This window comes from Micromonospora wenchangensis (assembly GCF_002210435.1).
Lineage (GTDB): Bacteria > Actinomycetota > Actinomycetes > Mycobacteriales > Micromonosporaceae > Micromonospora > Micromonospora wenchangensis.
This window is the reverse complement of the sequence record NZ_MZMV01000079.1, coordinates 1-26,079: the sequence shown is the minus strand read 5'-3', so window position 1 is coordinate 26,079 and position 26,079 is coordinate 1. Positions and strand designations below refer to the sequence as shown.

At 74.5% G+C, this 26,079-nt stretch carries 20 protein-coding genes, 1 pseudogene and 1 riboswitch; of the genes and pseudogenes, 9 read left to right on the top strand and 12 right to left on the bottom strand.

What is annotated here, in order from left to right:
* From B5D80_RS29400 to B5D80_RS29385, 4 genes and pseudogenes are all read left to right on the top strand, one after another.
* A pseudogene (locus B5D80_RS29400) lies at positions 1-534 on the top strand (hypothetical protein); the annotation flags it as partial.
* The gene (locus tag B5D80_RS29395) at positions 531-1,997 is read left to right on the top strand and encodes an NADH-quinone oxidoreductase subunit NuoF family protein (protein ID WP_088647185.1); all 1,467 of its coding nucleotides are present in this window, start codon (positions 531-533) and stop codon (positions 1,995-1,997) included. The pseudogene B5D80_RS29400 and the gene B5D80_RS29395, both read left to right, overlap by 4 nt.
* Before the next feature lie 21 nt (positions 1,998-2,018).
* Complete coding sequence (locus tag B5D80_RS29390) at positions 2,019-2,642, top strand: TlpA family protein disulfide reductase (protein ID WP_088647184.1); 624 nt, start codon at positions 2,019-2,021, stop codon at positions 2,640-2,642.
* Positions 2,642-3,490: a cytochrome c biogenesis CcdA family protein gene (locus B5D80_RS29385; protein ID WP_088647183.1), complete on the top strand. Its 849-nt coding sequence runs from the start codon at positions 2,642-2,644 to the stop codon at positions 3,488-3,490. Before B5D80_RS29390 ends, B5D80_RS29385 begins: the two co-directional genes overlap by 1 nt.
* 49 nt (positions 3,491-3,539) lie before the next feature.
* On the opposite strand, the gene serS is transcribed toward B5D80_RS29385, so the two are convergent.
* The 5 genes from serS to B5D80_RS29360 form a co-directional block, all read right to left on the bottom strand.
* A complete protein-coding gene (gene serS / locus B5D80_RS29380) occupies positions 3,540-4,826 on the bottom strand; it encodes a serine--tRNA ligase (RefSeq protein WP_088647182.1) in 1,287 nt (428 codons plus the stop codon).
* Between the two features lie 653 nt (positions 4,827-5,479).
* Positions 5,480-6,565: a DNA polymerase III subunit beta family protein gene (locus B5D80_RS29375; protein ID WP_425437284.1), complete on the bottom strand. Its 1,086-nt coding sequence runs from the start codon at positions 6,563-6,565 to the stop codon at positions 5,480-5,482.
* A gap of 53 nt (positions 6,566-6,618) precedes the next feature.
* The gene (locus tag B5D80_RS29370; RefSeq protein ID WP_088647181.1) at positions 6,619-7,791 is read right to left on the bottom strand and encodes a saccharopine dehydrogenase family protein; all 1,173 of its coding nucleotides are present in this window, start codon (positions 7,789-7,791) and stop codon (positions 6,619-6,621) included.
* Between the two features lie 57 nt (positions 7,792-7,848).
* Complete coding sequence (locus tag B5D80_RS29365; protein WP_088647180.1) at positions 7,849-9,021, bottom strand: alcohol dehydrogenase catalytic domain-containing protein; 1,173 nt, start codon at positions 9,019-9,021, stop codon at positions 7,849-7,851.
* The gene (locus tag B5D80_RS29360; RefSeq protein ID WP_425437283.1) at positions 9,018-9,437 is read right to left on the bottom strand and encodes a hypothetical protein; all 420 of its coding nucleotides are present in this window, start codon (positions 9,435-9,437) and stop codon (positions 9,018-9,020) included. Before B5D80_RS29360 ends, B5D80_RS29365 begins: the two co-directional genes overlap by 4 nt.
* Before the next feature lie 109 nt (positions 9,438-9,546).
* Here B5D80_RS29360 and B5D80_RS29355 point away from each other — a divergent pair, with 109 nt between their 5' ends.
* Positions 9,547-12,633: a winged helix-turn-helix domain-containing protein gene (locus B5D80_RS29355; RefSeq protein WP_088647179.1), complete on the top strand. Its 3,087-nt coding sequence runs from the start codon at positions 9,547-9,549 to the stop codon at positions 12,631-12,633.
* A 255-nt stretch (positions 12,634-12,888) separates the two neighbouring features.
* Here the strand turns inward: B5D80_RS29355 and B5D80_RS29350 are convergent, their stop codons facing one another.
* Both B5D80_RS29350 and B5D80_RS29345 read right to left on the bottom strand, forming a co-directional pair.
* On the bottom strand, positions 12,889-13,434 hold the full coding sequence (locus B5D80_RS29350; RefSeq protein ID WP_088647178.1) for a DsbA family protein: 546 nt from the start codon (positions 13,432-13,434) through the stop codon (positions 12,889-12,891).
* Positions 13,431-13,928 (bottom strand): redoxin domain-containing protein, encoded by a 498-nt coding sequence (locus B5D80_RS29345; protein ID WP_088647177.1) that lies wholly within the window; start codon positions 13,926-13,928, stop codon positions 13,431-13,433. The genes B5D80_RS29350 and B5D80_RS29345 overlap by 4 nt, the downstream gene beginning before the upstream one ends.
* A 189-nt stretch (positions 13,929-14,117) precedes the next feature.
* Between B5D80_RS29345 and B5D80_RS33980 the strand changes: the two genes are divergently transcribed.
* Together B5D80_RS33980 and B5D80_RS29335 are read left to right on the top strand one after the other, a co-directional pair.
* The gene (locus tag B5D80_RS33980) at positions 14,118-16,139 is read left to right on the top strand and encodes a hypothetical protein (protein ID WP_211291696.1); all 2,022 of its coding nucleotides are present in this window, start codon (positions 14,118-14,120) and stop codon (positions 16,137-16,139) included.
* A gap of 177 nt (positions 16,140-16,316) precedes the next feature.
* Complete coding sequence (locus B5D80_RS29335; RefSeq protein ID WP_088647176.1) at positions 16,317-19,070, top strand: cellulose-binding domain-containing protein; 2,754 nt, start codon at positions 16,317-16,319, stop codon at positions 19,068-19,070.
* Between the two features lie 228 nt (positions 19,071-19,298).
* Here the strand turns inward: B5D80_RS29335 and B5D80_RS29330 are convergent, their stop codons facing one another.
* Both B5D80_RS29330 and B5D80_RS33545 read right to left on the bottom strand, forming a co-directional pair.
* Positions 19,299-19,697 (bottom strand): hypothetical protein, encoded by a 399-nt coding sequence (locus tag B5D80_RS29330; protein ID WP_088647175.1) that lies wholly within the window; start codon positions 19,695-19,697, stop codon positions 19,299-19,301.
* A gap of 157 nt (positions 19,698-19,854) precedes the next feature.
* Positions 19,855-19,998, bottom strand: a complete 144-nt coding sequence (locus B5D80_RS33545; protein ID WP_158224263.1) for a hypothetical protein — start codon at positions 19,996-19,998, stop codon at positions 19,855-19,857.
* A gap of 355 nt (positions 19,999-20,353) precedes the next feature.
* Here B5D80_RS33545 and B5D80_RS29325 point away from each other — a divergent pair, with 355 nt between their 5' ends.
* Both B5D80_RS29325 and B5D80_RS29320 read left to right on the top strand, forming a co-directional pair.
* Positions 20,354-20,716, top strand: a complete 363-nt coding sequence (locus tag B5D80_RS29325; RefSeq protein WP_067309377.1) for an STAS domain-containing protein — start codon at positions 20,354-20,356, stop codon at positions 20,714-20,716.
* A 98-nt stretch (positions 20,717-20,814) separates the two neighbouring features.
* On the top strand, positions 20,815-21,282 hold the full coding sequence (locus tag B5D80_RS29320) for a hypothetical protein (protein WP_088647174.1): 468 nt from the start codon (positions 20,815-20,817) through the stop codon (positions 21,280-21,282).
* A gap of 72 nt (positions 21,283-21,354) precedes the next feature.
* Here B5D80_RS29320 and B5D80_RS29315 read toward each other — a convergent pair whose 3' ends face one another.
* The 3 genes from B5D80_RS29315 to B5D80_RS29305 all read right to left on the bottom strand — a co-directional run bounded on the left by B5D80_RS29315 (position 21,355) and on the right by B5D80_RS29305 (position 25,853).
* A complete protein-coding gene (locus tag B5D80_RS29315; protein ID WP_088647173.1) occupies positions 21,355-22,410 on the bottom strand; it encodes a coiled-coil domain-containing protein in 1,056 nt (351 codons plus the stop codon).
* 4 nt (positions 22,411-22,414) lie between these two features.
* A riboswitch (cyclic di-AMP (ydaO/yuaA leader) is annotated at positions 22,415-22,546 on the bottom strand.
* Between the two features lie 167 nt (positions 22,547-22,713).
* Positions 22,714-23,628 carry a cation diffusion facilitator family transporter gene (locus B5D80_RS29310; protein WP_088647186.1) on the bottom strand — a complete coding sequence of 305 codons (915 nt, stop codon included), beginning with the start codon at positions 23,626-23,628 and terminating at the stop codon, positions 22,714-22,716.
* A gap of 107 nt (positions 23,629-23,735) precedes the next feature.
* Positions 23,736-25,853, bottom strand: a complete 2,118-nt coding sequence (locus B5D80_RS29305; protein ID WP_088647172.1) for a HelD family protein — start codon at positions 25,851-25,853, stop codon at positions 23,736-23,738.
* Positions 25,854-26,079: the final 226 nt, after the last annotated feature.

Below are 26,079 nucleotides of genomic sequence, written 5' to 3'. Positions count from 1 at the left end.
GGTCGGCGTACCCGCTACGAGGAGGACGTGGCCCCGGTGTCCGGCGGTCGGCGTTCCCGGTACGAGGAGGACGTGGCCCCCGTGTCGGGTGGTCGGCGTTCCCGGTACGAGGAGGACATCGCCCCCGTCTCCACCGGTCGCCGGGCCCGGCGTGACGACGACGAGGTAGCCGCCCGCTACTCGGCCCCGCCCCGGCGGCGCACCGAGGAGCCGGAGGAGCCGTGGGACAGCCCGCGCCGCTGGGAGGAGGCCAGCCGGCCCGTCTCGGCCGAGCCCATCTCCGCCGCCCCGCGCAGCGGTTCCGGCCGGCACAGCGTCGAGGCGGACGTGCCGGAGGAGCCGGACTACTGGCGTCCGCCGGCCCGCTACGTCGCCGACGACATCCCCGTCGACGACACCCCGACCCTGGTCGACCTGGCCTCCAGACGGGCCCGCAAGGCCACCGGCGACAGCCGCAGCCGGCGCAAGGGCAAGGCCAACGCCGACGCCGTCGACGGGGCGTACTGGGCCGGGCTGCGCGGTGAGGCCAAGTGATGCGCACGAAGGTCCCACCGGTCGCCTGCATCGGCGAGCCCCGGCTCACCGCCGGCTTCGCCGAGTTCGGCCGGCTCGACCTGATGGCCCACGAGATGGAACACGGGCCGATCGGCCCGATGGAACCGGCCAACCTGCTCCGGCTGGCCGAGGCCATCCAGCTCAAGGGCAAGGGCGGGGCGGGTTTCCCGTTCTACCGCAAGTTCAAGGCGGTGCTGGAGTCCTGCGAGCGGCAGGACCTGCCCGCCGTGGTGGTGGTCAACGCCACCGAGGGGGAACCGGCGAGCTGGAAGGACAAGGTGCTGCTCACCCGGGCCCCGCACCTCATCCTCGACGGCGCCGCCCTGGCCGCGTACGCGCTGGACGCCGAGGAGATCGTGCTCTGCGTCGCCGACGACCTGATCGGCCGGGACTCGCTCACCGACGCCCTCGCCGAACGCCGGATGCCGGTGCCCACCAGCATCGTCACCGTGCCGCACCGGTTCATCTCCGGCGAGGGCGGCGCGCTGGTCAACGGGATCAACGGACTGCCGCACATCCCGCCGGGCACCAAGAAACGGTCCAGCGACTCGGGCGTCCGTAACCTGCCCACCCTGCTGTCCAACGCCGAGACGTACGCCCAGGTGGCGATCGCCGCCCGGCTCGGCCCGTACGAGTACGCCGCGCTCGGCACCGACGACGAGCCCGGCACCGTGCTGCTCACCGTGACCGGCCAGGCCAAGCGGGCCGCCGTCGTGGAGTGCGCCGCCGGCACCCCGCTGCGGGACATCCTCGACCTGTGCGAGGTGCCGGAGGGGCCGGGCATCCTGATGGGCGGCTACCACGGCCGCTGGATCACCTGGGAGGCGGCGCAGCGGGCCGAGATCACCCGCAAGAGCCTCACCAGCGTCGGCGGAACCCTCGGTGCCGGCATCATCATCCCGCTGGGCCGGGACACCTGCCCGCTCGGCGAGGCCGCCCAGGTGGTCCGCTACCTCGCCGGGGAGTCCGCCGGCCAGTGCGGGCCGTGCAAGCGCGGCCTGCCCGACCTGGCCCGCGCCGTCGACCTGGCGGTCTCCGGCAGCGCGCCGGTGGAGGTGGTCCGGGCCGCCGCCGGTGACGTGAAGGGCCGGGGCGCGTGCAGCCACCCCGACGGCACCTCCCGCTTCGCCCTCTCCGCGATGGAGGTGTTCGCCGACGACCTGCGGCAACACACCACCGGCGAGGGGTGCGGCAAGCGGGTCAAGGGCGTGATGGGGCTGCCCGGCGCGCCCGACGCCAACCCCCGCAAGCTCACCCTGGACTGGTCCCGCTGTGACGGGCACGGGCTGTGCGCCCACGTCGTACCGGACTTCATCCGGCTCGACGGCAACGGATACCCCGCCTTCCCGTCCACCCCTGTGCCGACCTGGCTGAAGGAAGGTGCGATGAAGGCGGTCAAGGTCTGCCCCGAACTCGCGCTGCGGCTGGTCGAGGCCGAGTAGCACCACCGAGAGGAGCACCGGATGCGGTCGTCGTCACCCAGCAACGGGCCGGAGGGCCGACCGGCCGCCCGGCTCGCCGTCGCCGCCACCCTCGCCGGCACCCTGCTGGCCGCCTCGGCCTGCGCCGTCGGGCCGACGTCGGCGCAGCCGGCCGCCGAGGTCGCCGTCCCGGTCGCCACCGCGCCGACCTCCGCCGCGCCGTCGTCCGCCGCGCCCACCCCGACCGGCGCACCGGCCGTGGTGCCCGACGCGCTGCGCTTCACCGGCAGGACCCTCGACGGTACGGCGTTCTCCGCCGCCGCGCTGGCCGGCCGCCCGGTGGTGCTGTGGTTCTGGGCGCCGTGGTGCGCCACCTGCGCCAGCCAGGCGTGGACGGTCGCCGAGATCGCCCCGAAGTACCGGGACACCGTGCCGATCGTCGGGGTCGCCGGTCTCGGCGAGCAGAAGGCGATGCGCAGCTTCGTCACCGAGTTCGAACTCGGCGGCACCACCCAGATCGACGACCGGGCCGGCGCGCTGTGGCGGCGCTTCGAGATCGTCGAACAGAGCACCTTCCTGATCATCGACCGGGACGGGAAGGTCGTCCACCAGGGCTTCCTCGACGGCGAGGACCTCACCCGCCGGGTCGCCGCCCTGGCCGGCTGATGACCGGCCCGCTGCTGCTCGCGCTGACCGCCGGGATGCTCGGCGCGGTCAACCCGTGCGGCTTCGCGATGCTGCCGGCGTACCTGTCGCTGCTGGTCGCCGGCCCGGGAGACGGCCGGGGCGCGGTCGGCCGGGCACTGGCCGCAGCCGCCGGCCTGACCTGCGGGTACGTCGTGGTGTTCGGGGCCTTCGGGCTGGCCGTCGCGCCGCTGGCCGACTGGCTGCGCCCCCGGCTGCCCTGGCTGACCGTGACCCTCGGGCTGGGCCTGCTGGCGCTGGGCTGCTGGCTGCTCGCCGGTCGCCGGCTGCCCACTCCGCGCCCGTCGGCCCGCGCCCCCCGGCTGACCCGTTCGCTGCCGTCCATGGCGCTGTTCGGCATGGCGTACGCGCTGGCGTCGCTGAGCTGCTCGATCGCCCCGTTCCTGGCGATCGTGGTGACCAGCATCCAGGCCGGGTCGACGCTGCGCGGGCTGGCGCTGTTCGTCGCGTACGCGATCGGGATGGGCCTGGTGGTGGCGGTGGCGGCGCTCGGCGTGGCGCTGCTGCGCGGCCGGGTGGTGCGTGGGCTGCGCGGCGTCGGCGCGTGGGTGCCCCGGCTCAGCGGCCTGGTGCTGCTCGTCGCCGGCGGCTACGTCGCCTGGTACGGCTGGTACGAGGTCCGCCTCGCCCAGGGTCGACACGACGCCTTCGGCGACCCGGTGGTGGTCGGCGCGGCCCGGATCCAACGGGCGCTGGTGACGGCGCTGGACACGGCCGGCCCGGCGGTGCTCGCCGGGCTGCTGGTCGTGCTGCTCGGGGTGGCGGCGCTGCGACACCGCACCCGCACCCGCGACGCCGGGCGGACGTGAGGGCGGTGGGCGGCGGGTGCCCGTAGGATCCCGCCGCCCACCGCACGCCTCAGCGCAGCGGGGTGAGCCGGTCGGTGCCGAGCCGGTCGCGGAGCACCTCGGGCACCAGCACCGAACCGTCGGGCTGCTGGAACTGCTCCAGGATGGCCGGGAAGAGCCGGCTGGTGGCCAGCGCCGACCCGTTGAGCGTGTGCACGAAGCGGGTCTGCTTGCCGCCCGGCTCGCGGTACCGGATGGCGGCCCGGCGGGCCTGGTAGTCGCCGGCCCAGGAGACCGACGACACCTCCTTGTACTTGCCGGTGCTCGGCATCCACACCTCGATGTCGAGGGTCTTCTTCATCGAGGCGCTGGCGTCACCGGCGGACAACAGGCTGCGCTGGTAGTGCAGGCCCAGCTTCTCGACCAGGCTCTCCGCGTGGGCGAGCATCTCCTCCAGCGCCGCGTCGGCCTGCTCGGGCAGGGTGAACTGGAAGATCTCCACCTTGTTGAACTGGTGCCCGCGTACGGTGCCGCGCTCGTCGGAGTGCGAACCGGCCGCCTCCCGCCGGTAGCAGGGGGTGTACGCGAACGCCTTCAGCGGCAGCTTCGACGTCTCCAGGATCTCGTCCTGGTAGGCGCCGAGGATCGCCGTCTCCGAGGTGGGCAGCAGGAACTGCCCGCGCGGGGCGGACTCCCGGTCCAGGTGGTAGACGTCGTCGTAGAACTTGGGGAACTGGCCGGCGGCGAAACCGGCGGTGTCGAGCAGCAGGTGCGGCGGGAGGAGGAACTCGTAGCCGGCCCGTACGTGCTCGTCGATGAACCAGTTGATCAGCGCCCACTCCAGCCGGGCGCCCAGGCCGGTGTACATCCAGAAGCCCGAACCGCCGAGCTTGACCCCCCGCTCGTGGTCGACCAGGCCGAGCGCCCGGCTCAGCTCCACGTGGTCGCGGATCTTCTCGATGACCGGTGGTTCACCGAAGGTCTTCACCACCCGGTTGGCCTCCTTGCCGCCGGGCACCACGTCGTCGGCGGGCAGGTTGGGCAGCTCGCTCATCGTGCCGCGCAGCCGGGACTGCACCTCGTCGAGCTGGGACTCCAGCTCGGCGAGCTGCTTACGCTCGACCTCCGGCGCGACGGACTCCGGCGTGGTGCCGGCCCGCTTCGCCTGCGCGTACGCCCGGGCCTCGGCCTTGCGGCGCTGCCGCTCGGCGTCGATCTCCGTGATCAGGGCGCGGCGTTCCTGGTCGAGTCGCTGGATGTCGTCCAGGACCCGGTTGACCTCGGCGGGATCCAGTCGCTTCGCGAGCGCGGTCGCCACCGCCTCGCGATCCTTCCGGATCAACTCCATGTCGAGCATGCTGCTCCGTACGCTCCGTCCAGGCGGTCAGGGTGGGACCCTCCGATGCTACCGTCGCGCCCGCCGGCCCCCGGCCCCGGTGCTGACGCGCGCTGCCCCGGGCCCCCGGGCGGAGATCCCGCACCGGCGTCGTCCGCACCCGCCGCTGGCAACGGGCACGCTCTGCCTCGCCACATGGCGCTCTGCCTCGCCACATGGCGCTCTGCCTCGTGCCCGGCCCGTCCTGACGGCCGGCGACTCCGCCCATCACCGAAGGTAACGATGCCGGGTTGATCTCTTGATTCACTCTCGGTAATCGCTTCCGGTGCCGCTTTTCGCGCCCCCGCTGCGGCCTGCTGACGTAACGACGCCGCTGAACAGGGATTTCTCCCTGGGATGCCGGGACCCTCCACTACCCCCACTCGCACGCTTTGCTCTGCTGCTCTCGACGCGACAGTCACCCGACGTGGCCGTCGCGGTCGTGGCAGCAGAGCAAAGCGTGCGAGGGGGAGGTGGTGGGGGAGCAGCGGTTGTCACCTTGCGTGATCGCCTGCCGGGTGGCGGCGTCCACCGGTCGGCCCCGGCCGGGCGGTGAGCGGGCGGGTCGCCGCGCGGGGCGGGGGCGGGGAGGGACGGGGCAGGGGCGGGTGTCCGCCGCTACCGGCGGGCGGGAGTCAGAGCCGGATCGGCATCAGGATCGAGAAGGTGTCCTCGTCGTCGGGGCGGCGCACGGCCAGCGGGGCGATCGGGCCGTCGAGTTCCAGCACCAGTTGCGGGCCACCGGCGGCGTCCAGCGCGTCGAGCAGGAAGTCCCCGTTCACCCCGACCAGCAGGTCGGTCGGGTCCGGCCCGGCCAGTTCGGCGGCGTCGACCAGGCGGAGGCCGTCGCGGTCGTTGACCCCCAGCACCGTCACCGGCAGCGCCACCCCCTCGTGCTCCCGGGTCACCGTGGGGGTGGCCGACCGCAGCGCGCTGCGCAGGGTCGCCACGTCGACCGGCACCCGCCGGGCCGTGGTGTCCGCCGGGCGGTGCAGCAGCCGCCGGTAGTCGGTGAACTCGTACGGCAGCACCGCCGAACGGGCCTCGACCCCGGCGACGGCGACCGCGACCTCCCCGTCGGCGACGGTCAGCCGCACCTGTCCGTCGGCGTCCAGCAGTGCCCGGAAATCGTCGACGGCCGCCGCCGGCAGCAGCGCCCGCACCGGCGGGCCGTCCACCCGGCCGTCGGCCCGGGCCAGCGCCATCCGGTACCGGTCGGTCGCCACCAGCCGTACGCCGTCGGACTCCACGTCCAGCAGCACACCACCGAGCACCGGCAGGTCGGGGTCGGTGCCGACGGCGAACCGGACGGCGTCGACGGCGGCGGCCAGGGCGGCGGGGGACAGGGTGATTCGGGTGGTCATCGGACACTCCTCGGGATCGATCAGGGCACGGACCCGGGAGAGTTCGCGGCGGGCGTCGGCGAGACCGTCCTCCAGCCGGCGCAGGTGCGCGTCGAACAGCCGCCCGACCCGCGCCGGATCGTCGCGCAGCCGCAAGGCGGCGGTGATCCCGGCCAGCGGCATGCCGACCCGGCGCAGGCCGGCCACCAGCCGGGCCGGCGTCACCTGCGCGGCGGTGTACCAGCGGTACCCGTTCACCGGGTCGACGAGCGTCGGGGTCAGCACCCCGCACCGGTCGTAGAACCGCAGCGCGCTGACCGTCAGGCCACTGGCCCGGGCCAGCTCGCCGATGCTCAGCAGCTCGCTCTCCACGCCCATGATGCTGTCGCCTCAACCAGGTCGAGGGTCAAGCCCGCACCGGCCACCGCCGGCTACGGGAGCACCCGGAACGTGATCCCCGCCCGCACCAGCCGGTCCAGCAGCGCGTCCCCCATCGCCGCCACCGGGGTGAGCTGCCCGGACGTGGCGGGCAGCTCGTCGTACGCCAGGCAGAGGGCCGACTCGGCGAGCATCTTGGCGGTCTCGTCGTAGCCGGGATCGCCGCCGGCGACCTCGGTGCGGACGGTCCGGCCGCCGCCCTCGCCGACGAACCGCAGCCGGAACCACGACCGGGCCCGCTGCTCCGCGCTCGGCCCCTGCCCGGAGGCGACCCGACCGAGCAGCCACCGCCGGGTCGGCGGCAGCTTCACCAGCCCGACCAGCCCGGCCATCCCCACCCCGGCGAGCAGCACCGTCGGCAGCCGTTTGACGGCGGCGAAGTGCCGGTAACGGAAGTCCGGGCCGTACTCCGGGCGGGCGGCGGCGGACCGGCGCACTACCTGCGGGTCGATGGTGGGCAGCGGCACCGCCCACATGCCGGCCGCCGCCGACCGGCCCAGCTTCCCGGCCACCGCCCGGACCCGGCGTCCGTCCGGCCGGGGCTCGACCGCCCGCCGGGCGTGCGCCGCCCGCTTCGTCTGCGCGGTACGCGAGAACGCGGTGAGCGCCGAATGGTACGTGCCGGCGGAGAACCTGCCCCCGGCCCGGACGAACCCGTCGACACTGACCGGCCCGTCCGCCGCCAGTTGCCGGACGGTGTACCAGACGCCCAGGTCGTGCGGGACCGAGTCGAAACCACAGGCGTGCACCAGCCGGGCCCCGGTGCGCACCGCCTCGGCGTGGTGCCGCACGTACATCAGGTCCACGAACTCCGGCTCGCCGGTGATGTCGAGATAGTCGGTGCCGGCGGCGGCACACGCGGCGACCAGCGGTTCCCCGTGGTGCACGTACGGCCCGACGGTGGTGGCGAGCACCCGGGTGCCCGCCACCACCGCACGCAGCGACCCGGCGTCGGTCACGTCGGCGGTCAGCAGCGGCAGGGTGGCCAGGGCCGGGTCGATGGCGGCGAGCCGGTCCCGTACGGCCGACAGCTTCGCCGGGTTGCGGCCGGCCAGCGCCCAGCGCAGCCCCGCCGGGGCGTGCCGGGCCAGGTACTCGGCGGTCAGCCCGCCGGTGAACCCGGTCGCGCCGAACAGGACGAGGTCGTACGGGCGGTCGGGGCGCATCCGCCGAGTGTGCCACCCGGGCCCGACCCGCACCGGCCGGGCGGGCCACCCGGCGGCTCAGCCGTGCGGGGTGAACACCGCCCGGACACAGCCGTCGGCGCGGTCCCGGAACAGCGCGTACCCGGTCGGGCCCCCGTCCAGGTCGAACCGGTGCGTCGCCAGGTGCTCGGTGCGCAGCTCGTCGCGGGCCATCCGATCCAGCAGCATCGGAATCCACCGTTGACCGTGCTGCCGGGCGCTGCGCAGGGTGAGCCCCTTGTGCATCACCGCGCCCAGCGGGAAGGCGTCCACGAAACCGGTGAAGGTGCCCGAGACGAAGACCGTGCCGCCCTTGCGGCAGGCGTGCACCGCCTCCCGCACCGCCAACGGGTCCTCGACCGGGCCGCCCCGGCCGGTGAACCGGTCGGCCAGCGACAGCGGACGGCCACCGCCGTCGGCCACCCCGACCGCCTCCACGCACACGTCGGGACCCCGACCCCCGCTACGTTCCCGCAGCTCGGCGGGGACGTCGGTGTGCTCGTAGTGCAGCGTCTCGGCACCGGTGTGCCGTTCGGCCATCCGCAGCCGCTCCGGGTACCTGTCGATGACGATCACCCGGTCCGCGCCGAGCGCCGTCGCCGCCTGCGCGGTGAGCTGACCCACCGCACCCGCCCCCCACACCGCGACCACGTCACCGGGGCGGACCGCACCCAGCTCGGCACCCATCCACCCGGCGGGGGCGGCGTCCGAGGCGAACACCGCCCGGTCGTCGCTGACCGGGTCGGGCACGGTGAACGCCCCCACGTCGGCGTACGGCACCCGGACGTACTCGGCGTGGCTGCCGGCGAACCCACCCGCCGTACGGGGACGGCCGTAGCAGCCGCCCGTGGGTTGCCCCCAAGCCGCCTCGGTGACCGTTGCGCCGGTCGCGCCGTTGTCGCAGCAGGAGTACAGCCCCTGCCGGCAGTACCAGCAGTTCCCGCAGGCCACGGCGGCGCACACCACCACCCGGTCGCCGACGCGGTGCCGGCGTACCGCCGGGCCGACCTCGGCCACCTCGCCCAGGAACTCGTGCCCGAGCACGTCACCGGCGGCGAGGCCCGGCACCCGACCGGCGAGCAACGGCAGGTCGGTCCCGCAGGTGGCGCTGCGCCGTACCCGCACGATCATGTCGTGGGCGTTGCGCAGCTCCGGGTCGGGCACCTGGCGTACCGCGAGCCGGTCGACGCCCTCCCAGCACAGCGCCCTCATCCGGGCACCGCCGGCCGGTCGGGGGCGGGCCGTTCGACGGCCGGCCGGTCGGCGCGCAGCACCTCACCGGTCTCGACGAGCTGCCGCACCGCGCGCAACACCTGCCGCAGGTAGCCGTCGGGGTCGTCGCCGACCAGGTGGGCGGCCATCCCGGGCAGGGCGGCGAGCCCGCCGAGCGGCCGGACGGCCAACTCGGTGCCGCGCCCGCCGGGGGCCGGCCGCAGGTCCAGCTCCACGGCACCGGCCAGGGGTCGCAGCGGCTCCGGCCACCGCCCGTCGGCCAGTAGTTCCGCCGCCGGGACGCCTACCGTCACCACCTGCCAACGCCCCGACCCGGCCGCGCCCCGGGTCAGTCGTCCCATCCGTCCCACCCGCCTCTCCCGCCGGGACCGGACCACGGCGTCCGGTGCGCCCATCGTCGGCGCGTCCCGGGTGAACCGGGCTCGTCCCGAAGGGGTGAACCGGGCCGCGCCGGGTAACCGCCGCCGACCGGGGGAGGAACGCGCCGACGGGGGGTGGGGTGCAATGCCGCAGCAGCCCGTACGGGCGGTCGACCCGACACCCCACCCCGGCGACGCCGCGACCACCCGGGCGTCCGCCGGGCCGCCGCTGCTGGCCTCCCGGCTCGCCCCGCCCGCCGCGCCCGAGCCGATGCTGCTGCGGCCCCGGCTGGTGGCCCGCCTCGACGACGGGGCCGCCGGCATCCTCACCGTGGTCCGCGCGCCCGCCGGCTGGGGCAAAACGACACTGCTCACCGCCGGTGCGCAGGCCGCGGAACCGACCGGGAACCCGGTGGCCTGGGTGCAGGTCGAGGCGGGCGACAGCGGACAGCGCCTGTGGGCGTACCTCACCCGGGCCCTGCACGGTGCGCTCCGGGTCGAACCGGACGAGCCGACGCCGGCCCCCGCCGGTCCGTGGCGGCCCGACGGGCTGGAGGCGCTGGCCGCCACGCTCGCCGCCCGGGAACGCCCCGTCCGGCTGGTCCTCGACGACCTGCACCGGGTGACCGATCCGGACGTCCTCACCGGGCTGGAGTTCCTGCTCCGGCACGCCGACGGGCGGCTGCGCCTCGTCGCCGCCGGCCGGACCGGCCTGCCGCCGGCCCTGCACCGGCTGCGGTTGGCCGGCGAGCCGACCGAGATCGGCCCCGAGGACCTGGCCTTCACCACCGACGAGGTGGCCGACCTGCTGGTGGCGCACGGGGTGCCGCTGCCGGCGGCGGCGGTCGCCCGGCTCCGGGAACGTACCGGCGGCTGGCCGGCGGGCCTGCGCTTCGCCGCGCTGGCCGCCCGGGGCCAGGCCGACCCGCAACGCTGGGTACGACGGTTCGGCGGCGACCACCCGGACGTCGCGGCCTACCTGCGCGCCGAGGTGCTCACCCCGTTGCCGGGGCCGGCCCGGGAGGTGTTGCGCCGCTGCGCCGTCGGCGGGGCGGTCCGCGCCGACCTGGCCGACGCGTTGACCGGACGTACCGACGCCGGTCAGCTCCTGGCCGGACTGGCCCGCGACGGTGGTTTCCTGCACCGCGACGACAGCGACCCACCGTGGTACCGGCCGCACCCCATGCTCGCCGACCTGCTGCGCGAGGAACTCGCCGGCCTCGACGGGCGGGAACGCGACGAACTGCACCGGCGGGCCGCCGACTGGCACGCCGACCACGACCGGCCGGCCGACGCGCTGCACCACGCCCTGACCGCCGGGCGGTGGGACCGCGCCACCGAACTGCTGCTGGCCCACTGGCCGGAGCTGGTCCCGTACGAGCGGGAGTCGCCGCACCTGCCGTCGCCCCCGCCGCCGCCCGCGGGGGCGGTGCGCCGCGACCCGGAGCTGGCGCTGGCCGCCGGCACCGAGCGGGCGTACGCCGGGGACGTGACGGCGGCGACCGCCCGGCTGCGGGACGCGGTGCAGGCCGCCCGCACGCTGCCGGCCCCGCGCCGGGACCGGTTCCGGCGGCTCGCCGTGGCGCTGGAACTCACCCTGGCCCGGCTGTCCGGCGACCCTGCGACGGTACGCGCTGCCGCCGCCCGCCTGCTCGCCACCGGTTCGGCGCTGCCTGCCGGTTCGGGGGTGCCCTCCGGTTCGGCGGTGCCGACTGGCCCGGCGGTGCCCGCCGGTTCGGCTTCCGTCGCCCCGCTTCCTGCTGGCCCGCTGGCCGGCACCGCTGCGTTCGACCTGCCGGTCGGTGCCGGCCTCTCCGTCGGCGGTGGTGCGGTGACCGGCGATGCCCCCGTGGCCGGCGATGATCCCCGGACCGGGGAGGACGACGCGGACGTCCGGGCGGTGGCCGGCACCGCGCTCGGTCTGACCGACCTGGCCGAGGGGGAGTTGGTTCGGGCCGGAGCGTGGTTCCGGGCCGCGCTGGCGGCCGCCCGGCGGGCCGGACGGCCCCGGACCGAACTGGTCGGCGCGAGCCGGGCGGCCCTGCTGCTCGCCCTCGCCGGCGAGCTGTCGCCGGCCGAGCAGACCGCGCGCGCGGCCCTGGCCATGCCCTCCTGCCAGGGCTGGTCGGGTCTGGTCGACTGCGGCTACGTACACCTGGCACTGGCGCTGGTGGCGGTGCACCGGGACCAGCCCGCCGAGGCGACCGCCGAGCTGGCGGCGGCCGGCGCGGTGACCGGGACACCCCTGGCCGGGGCGGTGGCGGCGCTGTGCCGGGCCGCCCTGCTCCGTGACGCCGGCGAGCCGGCGGCGGCCATGGCGGCGGTGCTCCGCGCCCGCGACGACCTGACCGCCGGCAGCCCGAACGCCCCCGACGACCCGGCACCGCCTGGCGGTGCGGATATACCCGGAGCTGCGGAGACGGGCGGCGGGACCGGGTTGTCCGGCGGTGCGGTGGGCCCCGGCTTTGCGGTGGGCCCCGGCGGTGCGCTGGTGGCGGGCGGTGCCGGGGAGTTGGTCGACCGGTTGCTGGCCCTGGAGGCGGACCTGCGCGGCGAGCAGGGTGACGTGGACACGGCGCGGCGGCTGCTCGGCGCGCGGGCCCTCGGGCCGGAGCCGGTTCCGGTGCTGGCGTTGGCGCTGGCCCGGGTGGAGGTGCGGGCCGGTGACCTGCGGGCCGCCCGGCACGCCCTGCCCGACTGGGACGCCCCGGGCGCAGCCGACTGGCCGTTGCCGGTACGGCTCGCCGCTGGGGTCCTGGACGCGCTGCTGACCCGCCGGGCCGGTGACGAGCGCCGGGCCGGGCGGTTGCTGGAACGGGTGCTGGACCTGGCCGGGCGGCACGGCCACCGACGGGTCTTCACCCGGGCCGAACCGGAGGTCCGGGAACTGCTCGCGGCCCACCTGGACTCCGGTACGGCGTACTGGCCGCAGGTCAGCGACCTGGTGCGGGACGCCGTCCCGCCGCCCGGCCAGGGGGCGTACGGCACCCGGGGCGGGTCGGCCGAGTCCCGGCAGGGCGACCCGGAGCGCCCCCTGGACGAGCCGCTGACCGAGCGGGAGCTGACCATCCTGCGGTACCTGCAGAGCATCCTGTCCAACGTGGAGATCGCCAGCGAACTGTCCCTGTCGGTCAACACCGTCAAGACCCACGTCCGCAACATCTACCGCAAACTCGACGCCACCCGCCGCCGCGAAGCCGTCCGCCGAGCCCGCGACCTCCACCTCCTCTAACAGTGAGGATGTACGGGAGAGTCCTCCCGGTCCGGTCTGACCCGCCCTGCCCCAGCCCGCCCCGGTGATCAAGAAGTTTGCGTCAAAGTTGATCTCCAAGCTGACTCAAACCTCTTGATCAACTGACGCAAACCTCTTGATCACCGAGGCGGGGGCAGGGCGGAGCGGGCTGGGGCGGAGCGGGCTGGGGCAGGGCGCAGTGGGGTGGCTCGTCGGGGCGCGGCCGGGAGGCCCCGGGAGCCGGGGTGGCCGGGGTCAGGTGGTGGCGGCGTCCACGGTGGTGAGGAGGGTGGGGAGGTCGAGCGGGCCGTCGTGGCGGTGGTCGCCGACGAACAGCGTGGGCGTGCCGTTGACGCCGCTGCGGATGCCGCCGGTGAAGTCGTGCCGTACCCGGTCGGCGTGCGCGTGCCGGTCGACCTCGGCGTCGATCTCGTCCGGCGGGAGCCCCACCTGCGCCACGCCGAGCGACAGGTGCACCGGGTCCAGTTGGTCCTGGTGTTCGTAGAGCCAGTCGTGCATCTCCCAGAACCGGTCCCGGCGGGCGGCCGCCTCGGCCACCTCGGCGGCCCGCTCGGCGTACGGGTGCAGGTTGGTGATCGGGAAGTGCCGGTAGACCAGCCGGACGGTGTCCCGCCGCTGCCGCAGCACCTCGGCCAGGTTCGGGTACGCCGCCCCGCAGTACGGGCACTGGAAGTCGCCGTACTGCACGAGGGTGACCGGGGCGTCCAGGGGCCCACGGACGTGGTCGGTATCGGTCACCGGCACCCGGAGTCGGGCGGTGACCTGCAACGGGGTGCTCATCGGGTCACCACCTGCCGTCCGGTGCCGAGCTGTTCCAGCGCGTCGAGGACACCGTCGGCGCCCGGGTTGACCTCGGCGGGGGACAGGTAGCTCCAGGCCACCGTCCCGGCCGGGTCGAGCACCACCAGGGCCCGGCCCGCCTGCCCCTGCGGCGTGTACGCCCCGTAGCCCCGGGCCACCTCGCCCTTGGGTTCGAAGTCGGACAGCAGCGGGAACCGGATTCCCTTCGCGTCGGCGAACGCCCGGTGCGACCAGAGGCTGTCCACCGAAAGGCCCAGCACCATCGCCTCGTACCGCTCGAACTCCGGCATCGCGGCCTGGTAGAGCGCCATCTGGTCGCCGCAGACCGGGGACCAGTCGGCGGGGTAGAAGGCGAGCACCACCGGCCGTCCCCGGAACTGCGCGGGTCCGGTCCGTCGCCCGTCCGGGGTGGCCGGCAGGGTGAACTCGGGGGCCGGTGTCCCGGGTCGGATCAGCCCGTCGGATCCAGTCATGCCGCCCACCGTCCCCCGGGGTCGGGTGAGGCCGGCTCACCCGACCCGGGTGGTCCTGCCGCACCGCGTCCGTCAGATCGGATTCGGACCGCCGGAGGGGAGCCGGTGGCGAAATTCGGGCGGCTCACGGTGTCGACAACCGGATCGGACTCGGGCAGTCTGACGGACGGCGAAGGACGGGGTGGAGAGATGGACGTCGATCAGATGCGGGTCTTCGGTCGCCGGCTGGCGGGCGTGTCGTGGCGGGTGGCCCGGCACGAGTGGACCCTGGCGGCGCTCGGCGCGCTGCTGCTGGCCGTGGTGCTGACCTGGCCGACCCTGCGTGATCCGGCGAGCACCATCCCGCAGGACACCGGCGACCCGACGTTGCAGGCGTGGCAGGTGGCCTGGGGCGGGCATGCCCTGCTCACCAACCCGTTCCAGGTCTGGCACTCCAACACGTTCTATCCCGAGCCGTACACCTACGCCTACTCCGACACCCTGCTCGGGTACGCCCCGTTCGGCATGATCGGGGACGGTCCGGTGGCCGCCGTGATCCGCTACAACCTGCTCTACATGCTGACCCATGCCCTCGCCCTGTTCGGGGCGTACGTGCTGGCCCGGCAGGTGGGGGCCGGCCGGGCCGGTTCGGCGGTGGCCGGGGTGGCCTTCGCGTACGCCCCGTGGAAGCTCGCCCAGGCCGGGCACCTGCACGTGCTCAGCATCGGCGGGATCGCCCTCGCGCTGGCCATGCTGGCCCGGGGGCACGGCTGGTCGCTGCGGCACGGCCACCGGCCCGACCGGGTCCGTCCCGGCTGGGTGGTCGCCGGGTGGGCGGTCGCCGCCTGGCAGGTCACCCTCGGTTTCGGCATCGGCCTGCCCTTCGCGTACGTCCTGGGTCTGCTCTGCCTCGGCGCGGTGGTCACGTACGGCGTGGTGTGGTTGCGGCGGCGGACCCGGCCGGTGGTGCCGCGCCGGCTGCTCCTGGCCGACCTGGCCGGCGGGATCGGGTTCGCCGGAGTGACCCTGGCGATGGCCGCGCCGTACTTCGAGGTGGTGGCCCGCAACCCGTCGGGCCGGCGGACAGTGGCCCAGATCGAGATGTTCTCCCCGCCGTGGCGGGGGTTCGTCACCGCGCCGCCGGAGTCCTGGTTGTGGGGGGAGCGGCACGAGGCGGCCCGCGCCACGCTCGGGTTCCCGGGCGAGATGACCCTGCTGCCCGGGGTGGTGCTGCTGTCGCTGGCGGTGGCGGGGCTGTTCTTCTCCGCGTGGCGGCTGCGGCACCGGCTGATGCTGGCCGGCGCGGCGCTGGTCAGCGTGGCGCTCGCGGCGGGCACCACGTTCGGTGGCGACGGCGACCCCGGGTACGTGACGCTCGTCGAGCACGCCCCGGGCTGGGACGGGGTGCGCACCCCGGGCCGGCTGGTGCTGTGGACGACCCTGCTGCTCGGCCTGCTCGCCGCCGGGGCGCTGACGGTGCCCGAACCGGCGCGGGAGACCGACCACGGCGCAGAGCCGGCCCCGGGGTCGGAGCCGGCCGGGGGGCAACCGCCGGGACCGGACGTGGAGCACAAGGCGGGGCCGGCGGGGGAGCAGCCGCCGGGGCCGGACGCGGAACCCGGGTCGGAGCCGGCCGTGCCGGCGCTGCGACCGGCGGGAGCGCCCGTGCTGGTGGAGGCGGCCGTGCCGGCGGAGACGGCAGCGGGACCACGGCCGGCGCTGCGGTCGGCGGCGTGGTCCGGGTCGGCGGCCGAACAGACGGCCCCCCGCGAGCCGGCCCCGAAGCGGCCCGTCCGGCAGTGGCGGCTGACCCGGTTGGCGCTGCTGGTGCCGCTGCTGCTGGTGCTGGTGGAGGGGGTCAACCGCACCCCGCACGTGCCCGCGCCGGAGCAGCCGGCAGTGTTGCGCGGGCTGACCGGCCCGGCGCTGGTGCTGCCCAGCGACGGCATCCGGGAACTGCACGTGATGCTCTGGTCGACCGACGGGTTCCCCAAGGTGGTCAACGGGCTCGCCTCGTTCACCCCGCAGTCCCAGGAGCGGATCCGGGCGGCGAGCATGACCTTCCCGGACGCCACCTCGGTGGCGTACCTGCGGCAGGTGGGGGTGCGCACGGTGGTGCTGCTGCCCGGCTGGGCGGCCGGCACGCCGTGGGCGGACGTGGCCGCCCGACCGGTGGACGGGCTGGGCATCAGTCGAGAGATCGTCGGCGAGGACGTCATCTACCGGCTCTGATGGCCGAGTTAGTTGGGAGCGCTTCCTAATTCGGCGGCGTACCGGTTACTGTTGGGTTCTTCTTCGGCAGCGGGAGCCAAGCGTGCCGGCGGGGAGCCAGGGCAGCTCTTCGCACCCGTCGACGTCCCCCTACGGGGCCGTCGCACCCTGACCCTGGCATCCCGAGAGGAACCGCAGATGCGGAGAAGTCTCGTCGGCGCGGTCACCACCGTGCTGGCCGCCGCGACGGCCGTCGTGGCCGTACAGTTCACCGTCGCACCGTCCACACCGGCCGCCGCGGCGGCGGCCGAGCCGTACAGCTGGAAGAACGTCCGGATCGACGGCGGTGGCTTCGTTCCCGGCATCATCTTCAACCAGACCGAGAAGAACCTGATCTACGCGCGCACCGACATCGGCGGCGCGTACCGCTGGGAGCAGGCCAGCCAGTCCTGGACGCCGCTGCTCGACTGGGTCGGCGCGGACAAGTGGGGCTACAACGGCGTGGTCAGCCTGGCCACCGACCCGGTGCAGACCAACCGGGTGTACGCGGCGGTCGGCATGTACACCAACGACTGGGACCCGAACAACGGGGCGATCCTGCGCTCGTCGGACAAGGGCGCCACCTGGCAGGCCACCGCGCTGCCGTTCAAGAACGGCGGCAACATGCCCGGCCGGGGCATGGGGGAGCGGCTCGCCGTCGACCCCAACAAGAACAGCATCCTCTACTACGGCGCCGAGGGCGGCAACGGCCTGTGGCGCAGCACCGACTACGGGGTCACCTGGGCCAAGGTGGCGAACTTCCCCAACGTCGGCAACTACCGGGCCGATCCCAACGACACCACCGGCTACCAGAGCCAGAACCAGGGCCTGACCTGGGTCACCTTCGACAAGAGCACCGGTACGGCGGGCAACGCCACGCAGACCATCTACGTCGGTGTGGCGGACAAGGCGAACCCGGTGTACCGCTCGACGAACGGCGGCACGAGCTGGGAGCGGATCGCCGGTCAGCCCACCGGCTACCTGGCCCACAAGGGCGTGGTCGACCCGGTCGGCGGCTTCCTCTACATCGCCACCAGCGACACCGGCGGCCCGTACGACGGCGGCAAGGGTGACGTGTGGAAGTTCAACCGGGCCACCGGCGCGTGGACGCAGATCAGCCCGATCCCGTCGTCCAGCAGCGACGCCTACTTCGGCTACTCGGGGCTGACCATCGACCGGCAGAAGCCGAACACCCTGATGGTCGCCACCCAGATCTCCTGGTGGCCGGACGCGATCTTCTGGCGCAGCACCGACGGCGGCGCGACCTGGAGCCGGATCTGGGAGTTCGGCAGCTACCCGGAGCGCACCAAGAAGTTCAAGATGGACATCAGCTCGGTGCCGTGGCTGACCTTCGGGGCCAACCCGGCCCCGCCGGAGGAGACCCCGAAGCTGGGCTGGATGAACGAGTCGGTGGAGATCGACCCGTTCGACTCGAACCGCTTCATGTACGGCACCGGCGCGACCATCTACGGCAGCACCGACCTCACCAAGTGGGACACCGGCGGCCAGCTCACCATCAAGCCGATGGTCAAGGGCCTGGAGGAGACCGCCGTGCAGGACCTGATCAGCCCGCCCACCGGGGCGCCGCTGATCAGTGGGCTCGGTGACATCGGCGGGTTCCGGCACACCGACCTCGACGCGGTGCCGCCGATGCTGTTCACCCAGCCGGTCTTCACCACCACCACGAGCCTCGACTACGCCGAGGCGAACCCGGCGACGATGGTCCGGGCGGGCAACTTCACCGACGCCGACCGCCCCAACGACAGCCACGTCGCGTTCTCCACCGACGGCGGGGCCAACTGGTTCCAGGGCAGCGAGCCGGGCGGGATCAACAACGGCGGCACGGTCGCCGCCGCCGCCGACGGCAGCCAGTTCGTCTGGGCCCCCGGTGACGCCGGGCAGCAGGTGATCCGTTCCGTCGGGTTCGGCAACTCGTGGACCGCCGCCACCGGCATCCCGGCCAACGCCGTGGTCGAGTCCGACCGGGTCAACAAGAACAAGTTCTACGGTTTCAGCGCCGGCAAGTTCTACGTCAGCACCAACGGTGGGGCCAGCTTCACCGCCTCCGCCGCCACCGGCCTGCCGGCCACCGGGAACGTCAAGTTCAAGGCGGTCCCCGGCAAGGAGGGCGACATCTGGCTGGCCGGCGAGGGCGGGCTGTGGCGCTCCACCGACTCCGGGGCCAGCTTCACCAAGCTGGCCGGGGTGTCGGCGGCGGTGAACGTCGGCTTCGGCAAGGCCGCCCCCGGGCAGACGTACCCGGCGGTGTTCACCTTCGGCACCGTCGACGGCAAGAGCGGCGTCTACCGCTCGGACAACACCGGCGCGGCCTGGGTGCGGATCAACGACGACCAGCACCAGTACGGCAACGCGGGCGAGGCGCTGACCGGTGACCCCCGGGTCTACGGCCGGGTCTACCTGGGCACCAACGGCCGGGGCATCCTGGTCGCCGACCGGCTCGGCGGCACCCCCACCCCGACGCCTACCACCCCCAACCCGACCACGCCGCCGCCGACCACGCCGCCGCCCACGACGCCACCCCCCACGACGCCTCCGCCGACCACGACTCCGCCGCCCACCACGCCCCCGCCGACGACTCCGCCGCCCACCGGCGGGTGTGCGGCGACGTACAAGGTGACCGGGTCGTGGCCCGGTGGCTTCCAGGGTGAGGTGACGGTCCGCAACGCCGGCACCAGCGCGATCGCCGGCTGGACGGTGAACTGGACGTTCGGCAACGGTCAGACGGTCAACTCGCTCTGGGGCGGCACGTTCACCCAGACCGGGGCGAACGTCTCGGTCCGGGACGCCGGGTGGAACGGTGCGCTCGGCGCCGGGGCGAGCACCAGCATCGGCTTCACCGCCAACGTCACCGGCACCAACGCCGTCCCGACGGTGACCTGCACCAGCCGCTGACAGATATCCGACACCCGCCGGCTCCCCTTCCCGATCGGGAAGGGGAGCCGGCGGCACGTCCGGCCCGGGACCTGCCCGGCCCGTGGATGATCGACCCAGTGGTGGCGGCGTTGCGGCGTCGACCCCGGATCTTCACCGCAACATCGCCCCAACGCAGTGGATCAAGACAGCGAAGGCCCCGGTCGACGCCGAGGAGCGTGACCGGGGCCGGTGCGTGGCGTGGGACGGTCAGTCGTCCAGTCCGACGGGGGAGTTCGGCCGGTCCACGTCGACGAACTCGATGTCGTCGACAGCCCGGTCACCCCGGCTGCCGGCGGCCCGCGCGGCGGTGCCGGCGGCCCAGCCGATCGCCGCGCCGACCAGCGCCGCGCCGATCAGCAGGGTCCAGGGCAGGGCCGGCCGCCGGCCGGCGAGCGCGTCGAAGGCGAGCGTCGCCCGACGGCGGGCCTCGTCGGCGGTCGAGCCGACCAGGTCGCCGGCGTCGGCCAGCCCCGAGTCCCGGACCGACCGGGCGGCGTCCCGGACGCTGTCACCGGCGGAGTCCACCGCCGAGAGCAGGTGGTGCCAGGCCTGGTCGGCGATCCGCTCGGGCTTGCTGCGGCGCTCCAGAAGGTTGCTGCCGATCATCGTGTTACCTCCTCGAATGCCGAAGTCTGCGGCCACTTCGGACGTCGTCTCTGTGCCGCGGGACGGTCCTCGCGCCGACCGGTCGCCCGGCCGGTGTCCGAGCAGTGCCCCGCCCGACCGGGTCGCAAACCCGGTGCGTGCGGGTGACCGTCACCGCTCAGCGGACCACGACCACGGACGTGGCGCGGGCGAAATCGTCCCCGTCGTCGTCATCGTCGTCGTCCCCGCCGCCGAAGCCGCAGGCCAGGACGAGAGCGAGTAGCGCGCCGACCCCGGCCAGGCCGAGCAGTCTCTTGAGCATCGATCCGTCTCCTCGATCGTGGTGACCCATCTCTCGCCCACGGTAGGCACCTGTCACAACCTGCACCGGGGGAGTCGACGGGACCCGCCGGGGGGCCGGCGGGGCTCGCCCGGCGCACCGCATCCGGATTCCGGTGGACCGGGGCGGCTACTCTGGGACGGTTGGAACGGCCGAGCTGGGTCGTTCGTCGGAAGAGAACAGGACCAGCAACGGTGTGGAGAGGGACGGTCCGGTCCGTCCGGATCCGCGAATTGCTCATCCCGAGGGGTGGCGACCGAGGCCATCGGAGGAATACTCTCGGTCGCGGCCCGCGTACTGATGAGGCGCCCGGGGACGGGCGAGTGGAGGTGCTCGCGTGAGCCTGTCGATCGTGAAGTCGGTCCTGCCGGCCGGTGTCATCGAGATCGCACCGCGTGGTGAGATCGACGTCGACACCGCCTACGAGGTACGTGAGGCGATCGCCGAGGTGCTGGCCAAGGGCCGGCCCGCGCGGATCGAGCTGAACATGCGACTCGTCACCTTCATCGACTCCGTCGGGATCAGCGCCATGGTCGCCGGCTTCCAGACCGCCGAGGTCAGCGGCGTCAAACTGATCGTCACCGAGCCGAGCCGGTTCGTGCACCGGCAGCTCTGGGTCACCGGTCTGCTCGGGCTCTTCGGCGCCCCGGAGCCGTACTTCGCCGGTGCCGCCACCCCTGAGGTGCTGCCCGGCGCCTGACCGGGCCACCGTCGGCGTCGCCGGCCTCCGGCCAGGGACATTGCCAGTCCGTCTCCGGTACGGCACGATCGTGCGACCGACGACGGTCAGGAGGCCCGGTGGTCCGGCGGGAGAGCTTCAGCTACACGGTGCAGGCGCGCTGCTCACCGGCGGACGCGATGGCGCTGCTGAGCGACCTGTCCCGGCAGGAGGAGCTGCATCCGCTGATCGTCCGGGTGCGTCGGCTGCCCGCCCGGCCGGGCGCCCTGGCCAGCTACGCGATCACCGACCGGCTGGAGCTGGGGCCGCTGCGGTTCCCCGTCACCTACCAGGCCGACGTGCTGCTGGCCGGCGACGACGAGATCGTGACGGTGGCCCGCCAGCAGCCCGGCACCACGGTACGCAACCACACCCGGCTGCGGACGGAGGGTGACCTGCTGCGGATCGACGTGGAGATCACCCTCGCCGCGCCGGCCCCGTTGTTCGGCTACGCCTTCCGGCAGGCCCGTGCCGCCCACCTGGGGTTGGCCAGCCGCCTCGGCGCGGTCCTGGACGGCCGGGCGGGCGACCCGCCCGCCGCCGGCTGACCACCGCCGGCACCCGCCCGGACGGCCGCGCCGCGGTGGCCCGCCCTGGGCGGACGGGCCACCGCGCCGGGCTCAGATCATCGACAGGTGCACGTGGTTGGTGTGGTCGCTGGACGGGTCCCCGTTGCCCCCGCTGTACGCCTTCCACCCGCTGCTCGGCAGCCAGATCCGCTTGAACCAGATCACGTAGAGCACGCCGAGCCGGTCGGCGTTGCGGATGAAGTACGCGGCGAGGTTGTTGCCGTACGTCCGGTCGCCGCCACTGGCCACCCCGCCGAAACCGTTCTTCTGGGCGGCGAAGTCGCACGCCCGGCCCTTGGGGTGTTCCCCGGAGCCGCTCGGCCGGTAGCAGGAGACGTACCTGGTGAAACCGGCCGCCTTGGCCTGGTTCAGGGCGTTGAGCGTACGCGGGGTGATACAGCCGTTGGCCGGGGTCGGGTCGTTGACGCTGCACGACTCGGACGGCCAGGAGCCGTCGGAGTTGCGGGGCGCCCCCTTGGCGTTGCTGGTGGACGTGCCGTCCGAGCTGCCGGAGTCGCGGGAGGTGGGGGCCGGCTTGTCGGCGGCGGCCACCGCCAACGCCCGCTCGGCCTGCTCCTTGCGCTTGCCCATGGTGGCGACCTGCTTGCGCTGTTCGGTGATCTCCCGGCTGACCGCGGCCCGGGTCCGGGTGGCCTGGTCCCGGGTCTCGATCATCGTGCGCAGTTCCTGGTCCTCCCGGGTGGCGACCGTCTCCAGCGCCGCCGCGCGGTCCAGGAAGCCGCTCGGGGTGTTGCTGTTGAGCAGGGCGGACATCGGTCCGAGCCGGCCGGTGCGGTAGGCCGCGCCGGCGATCTCGCCGACCTTGGCGGTCTGCGTGACCAACTGTCCCTCGATGGTCTTGAGCTGCCCGTCGAGTTCCTGCTGGCGCTTGGTGGAGCGCTCCAGGGCGGCCTTGGCCTCCAGCCAGCCCTTGCTGGCCGCGTCGAGCTGGTCGCGCAGCGCCGGGGTGCCGCCCTCGTCGTCGCCGGGGGCGGCGAGCCGGGTGGTGGGCGCGGCGACGGCCGGGGTGTACGGCGCGGCCGAGACGCCCAGGGCCAGCGCCGTGACGACTGCGGCCAGCAGCCGCGTGGTGGTGCGTACGTGCATGCGGATGTCCTTCCGTCAGCCGCCGACCGGGTTAGCTGACGGGTTCGGGACGGAAGATCCCTACCGCTTGCGCGGATGCACCCCAGGAACGTGGTTCCCCGGTTCGCCCGGGCGGGCGATTAGGCGGCGGCCTCCGCTTGGCGGAGGCCGGGGCCGAGCCTACCGGTACGCGTGTGACACCTGCCTACCTCGTGACTGAGGGTACGAGAGTGAATACCCTTAAAAGGGTCAAACGACGCAAATCGCCGTGATCTCTGTGCGGGAGTACCCGGCGGGCCTGACCGTCCGGCCCCCGGGGCGGGGTCACCAGTGGGCGGGACCGCAGGCGCCGGGGGTCGCCCCGGGCTCGACCTGGAGGGTGGCGTGCTCGATGTGGAAGTCCTCCCGCAGGGCGCCCCGGGCAGCCGCCAGCACCGTGCCGACCTCGGCGTCACCGGCCAGCGTGAGGTGGGCCGAGGCGACGTCCATGCCCGAGGTGAGCGTCCAGACGTGCAGGTCGTGCACCTCGGCGACCCCGGGCACGGCGGTCAGCCGGTCGTGCACGGCGGTCACCGGCAGGTGCTCCGGGGCGGCCTGCACCAGGATGCGCACCGCCGCCCGGCCGAGCCGCCAGGTGCGGGGGAGGATGAACACGCCGATCGCCACGGCGACCAGCGGGTCGGCCCACCACCAACCGGTGCCGGCGATCAGCAGCGCCGCCACGATCACGCCGATCGAGCCGAGCAGGTCGCCCAGCACCTCCAGGTACGCCCCACGCAGGTTGATGCTCTCCCTGGCGCCCTCCCGCAGCAGGCCGAACGCGACGATGTTGGCGAGCAGGCCGAGCACCGCCACCACCAGCATCGGGCCGGCCAGCACCTCGGGTGGCTCGCCGAACCGGCGGACCGCCTCGATCAGCACGTAGACCGCGACCCCGCTGAGCAGGACGGCGTTGGCCAGGGCGGCGAGCACCTCCAGCCGGTAGAGGCCGAAGGTGCGCTGCGGGTCCCGGGCGGCCCGCCGGGTGGCGGTGATCGCGGCCAGCGCCATCCCGATGCCGAGCACGTCGGTGAACATGTGCCCCGCGTCGGAGAGCAGGGCCAGCGAGCCGGTGCCGAAGGCGGCCACCGCCTCGACCACCATGAGCACGGCGAGCAGCCCGAACGCCGCCCAGAGCCGCCCCCGGTGCCGGTGTGCGGCGTTGCTCACCGTCGCGCTGTGGTCATGACCTGCGCCCACGTCCACACCTTCCGTCGCCGCTGCGGACCGGCTCCAATCTATGCTCACATCGCTATGTATGCAAGTGACGGTCGGACGTCCGGCCAGGTGGACCGGGTGCCGGTCGGTCAGCCGGTCGGTTCGACGGTGGTGAGACGCTGGGTCGCCCGGGACAACGCCACGTACAACGTCCGTACCCCGGAGCCCGGATCGGCCCGGATCTCGCCGGGGCAGACCAGCACCACCCCGTCGTACTCCATGCCCTTGGCCTCGAGGCTGGTCACCACCTGCAGGCGCGCCCCGCCCCGGTCGCCCAACCAGCCGGCGACCTCGTCCCGGCGGGGCACCGGGGTGATCACGCCGACCGTCCCCGCCACCTCGGCCAACAGCGCGTCCACCGCGTCGGCCGTCGCGCGGGCCAGCTCCGCCGCCGGCACCTGCAACGCCACCGGGTCCACCCCGGTGGAGCGCACCGCGCTCGGCAACTCCAGGTCCGGATAGAGCCGGCGGATCTCCGCCGCCGCCACCGCGAAGATCTCCGCCGAGTTGCGGTAGTTGGTGGACAGCGTGAACCGGTGCCGCCGCCGCCGGCCCAGCGCCTGGTCCCGGGCCCGGTCCAGCTCCGCCTGGTCACCCGTCCAGGCGGTCTGCGCCGGATCACCCACCACCGTCCAGGAGGCGAGCCGACCGCGCCGGCCGATCATCCGCCACTGCATCGGCGAGACGTCCTGCGACTCGTCGACCACCACGTGCGCGTAGTCCCGGTAGTCCTCGGGCCGCTCCCGGGCCGCCGCCCGCGCGGCACGCTGCCGCTCCCCGAAGGTGCTCAGCTCCCGGACGCCGCCGGCGAGCTGGAACGGGTCCCGGCGGGCCTTCTTCGGGCGTACCGGCTGGCCCAGCAGCGCGTCCAGCTCGTCGAGCAGGGCGATGTCGGCCACCGTCAGCCCCTCGGTGTCCAGCGACCGGTACGCCTCCACCAGCAACCCGACCTCCGCCCGGGACAGCACGCCGGCGGCGTACCGGTGCAGCCGCTCCGGCCGGGCCAGCCAGCCCAGCACGTGCCGGGGATGCAACCGGGGCCACCACGCCTTGAGGAACTCCCGGAACTCCGGCCGCTCGATGATCTCGTCCTCGAAGGCGGGCTGCTCGGGCAGGCCGGTGACGGCCAACCGCCGGGCCTGCGCGTACAGCGCGGCGAGCACCCCGTCGAAGCCGACCCGGCGGACCTCGTTGCGGCGGGCCCCCCGGTGCAGCGCCCGGTCCCGGATGCCGTCCAGCTCGCGCCGCTCCAGGCGCAGCAGCGCACCCCGGTAGAGCAGCCGCAGCTCCTGCGGGCCGTCCGGCACCGCGTCCCGGGCCGCCCGCTCCAGCACCCGACGCATCCGCAGCGAACCCTTCACCGCCGCCACCTCGGGCCCGTCCGTGCGGGTCGCCGACAGGCCGGGGAACAGTGAACCCAGCGAGTGCAGGGTGGCGGTCTCCTCACCCAGCGACGGCAGCACCGAGGCGATGTACTCCACGAAGACCGTGGACGGCCCGACCACCAGGATGCCGCCGCCGGCGTACCGGCTGCGGTCGGCATAGAGCAGGTACGCCGCCCGGTGCAGGGCCACCGCCGTCTTCCCGGTGCCCGGCCCGCCGGAGACGATCGTGACCCCCGAACCCGGAGACCGGATCGCCTCGTCCTGCTCCCGCTGGATGGTGGCGATGATGTCCCGCATCCCCCGGCCGGTCGCCCGGGACAGGGTCGCCAGCAGCGCCCCGTCACCGACCACCGGCATGTCCGGCGGGGCGGCCTCCGGGTCGAGCAGGTCGTCCTCGATCCGGGTGACCTTCTCGTCCGACGAGCTGATCGTGCGCCGCCGCACCACCCCCAGCGGCTCCGCCGGGGTGGCCCGGTAGAAGGCGGCGGCGGCCGGGGCCCGCCAGTCGACCACCAGCGTCTCGGCGTCCTCGCCCCGCACGCCGAGCCGGCCGACGTGCAGCACCTGCCGGTCGCGCAGGTCGAGCCGGCCGAAGACCAGCCCCTCGTGCTCGGCGTCGAGCAGGTGCCGGCGCTGGGCGGCGTGGAAGACCATCGCGTCCCGCTCCACCAGCGCGCCGAAGTTGCCGACCCGGGCCAGCCGGTAGCCGTCCCGCTCCGCGCGGGCGGCCGAGCGGCGCAGTTCGGCGAGCCGGGCGTACACCCGGTCGAGATGCCGTTGTTCGGCGGCGATCTCCTGCTCCAGGGTGGTCTGGTCGGTCAACGTACCGGCTCCTGTGCGACGGCGACGCCGGGCGCGGGTGCACGCCAGGCGGAATGAGGGTACGGGCAGCCGCCCACCCCCCGGCGGGCCGATACCCGTACCGCGACCTCCACCACCCCCGCGCGACCTGCCCGGGGCGGCGGTGACGCACCGGGACGGCGCGGCGGCGCGGAGCCGGCGGGACGGCTCAGCGCGCCGCCCGGCCGGCGGCGGCCCGCGCGCCCGG

Bases quoted from the DNA above. Each gene is read 5' to 3' on its own strand.
- B5D80_RS33980 (WP_211291696.1), top strand. From the start codon at position 14,118: ATGGACGTCGATCAGATGCGGGTCTTCGGTCGCCGGCTGGCGGGCGTG.
- B5D80_RS29385 (WP_088647183.1), top strand. From the start codon at position 2,642: ATGACCGGCCCGCTGCTGCTCGCGCTGACCGCCGGGATGCTCGGCGCG.
- B5D80_RS29360 (WP_425437283.1), bottom strand. From the start codon at position 9,437: ATGGGCGCACCGGACGCCGTGGTCCGGTCCCGGCGGGAGAGGCGGGTG.
- B5D80_RS33545 (WP_158224263.1), bottom strand. From the start codon at position 19,998: ATGCTCAAGAGACTGCTCGGCCTGGCCGGGGTCGGCGCGCTACTCGCT.
- B5D80_RS29355 (WP_088647179.1), top strand. From the start codon at position 9,547: ATGCCGCAGCAGCCCGTACGGGCGGTCGACCCGACACCCCACCCCGGC.
- serS (WP_088647182.1), bottom strand. From the start codon at position 4,826: ATGCTCGACATGGAGTTGATCCGGAAGGATCGCGAGGCGGTGGCGACC.
- B5D80_RS29335 (WP_088647176.1), top strand. From the start codon at position 16,317: ATGCGGAGAAGTCTCGTCGGCGCGGTCACCACCGTGCTGGCCGCCGCG.
- B5D80_RS29365 (WP_088647180.1), bottom strand. From the start codon at position 9,021: ATGAGGGCGCTGTGCTGGGAGGGCGTCGACCGGCTCGCGGTACGCCAG.
- B5D80_RS29375 (WP_425437284.1), bottom strand. From the start codon at position 6,565: ATGGGCGTGGAGAGCGAGCTGCTGAGCATCGGCGAGCTGGCCCGGGCC.
- B5D80_RS29350 (WP_088647178.1), bottom strand. From the start codon at position 13,434: ATGAGCACCCCGTTGCAGGTCACCGCCCGACTCCGGGTGCCGGTGACC.
- B5D80_RS29315 (WP_088647173.1), bottom strand. From the start codon at position 22,410: ATGCACGTACGCACCACCACGCGGCTGCTGGCCGCAGTCGTCACGGCG.
- B5D80_RS29345 (WP_088647177.1), bottom strand. From the start codon at position 13,928: ATGACTGGATCCGACGGGCTGATCCGACCCGGGACACCGGCCCCCGAG.
- B5D80_RS29330 (WP_088647175.1), bottom strand. From the start codon at position 19,697: ATGATCGGCAGCAACCTTCTGGAGCGCCGCAGCAAGCCCGAGCGGATC.
- B5D80_RS29390 (WP_088647184.1), top strand. From the start codon at position 2,019: ATGCGGTCGTCGTCACCCAGCAACGGGCCGGAGGGCCGACCGGCCGCC.
- B5D80_RS29370 (WP_088647181.1), bottom strand. From the start codon at position 7,791: ATGCGCCCCGACCGCCCGTACGACCTCGTCCTGTTCGGCGCGACCGGG.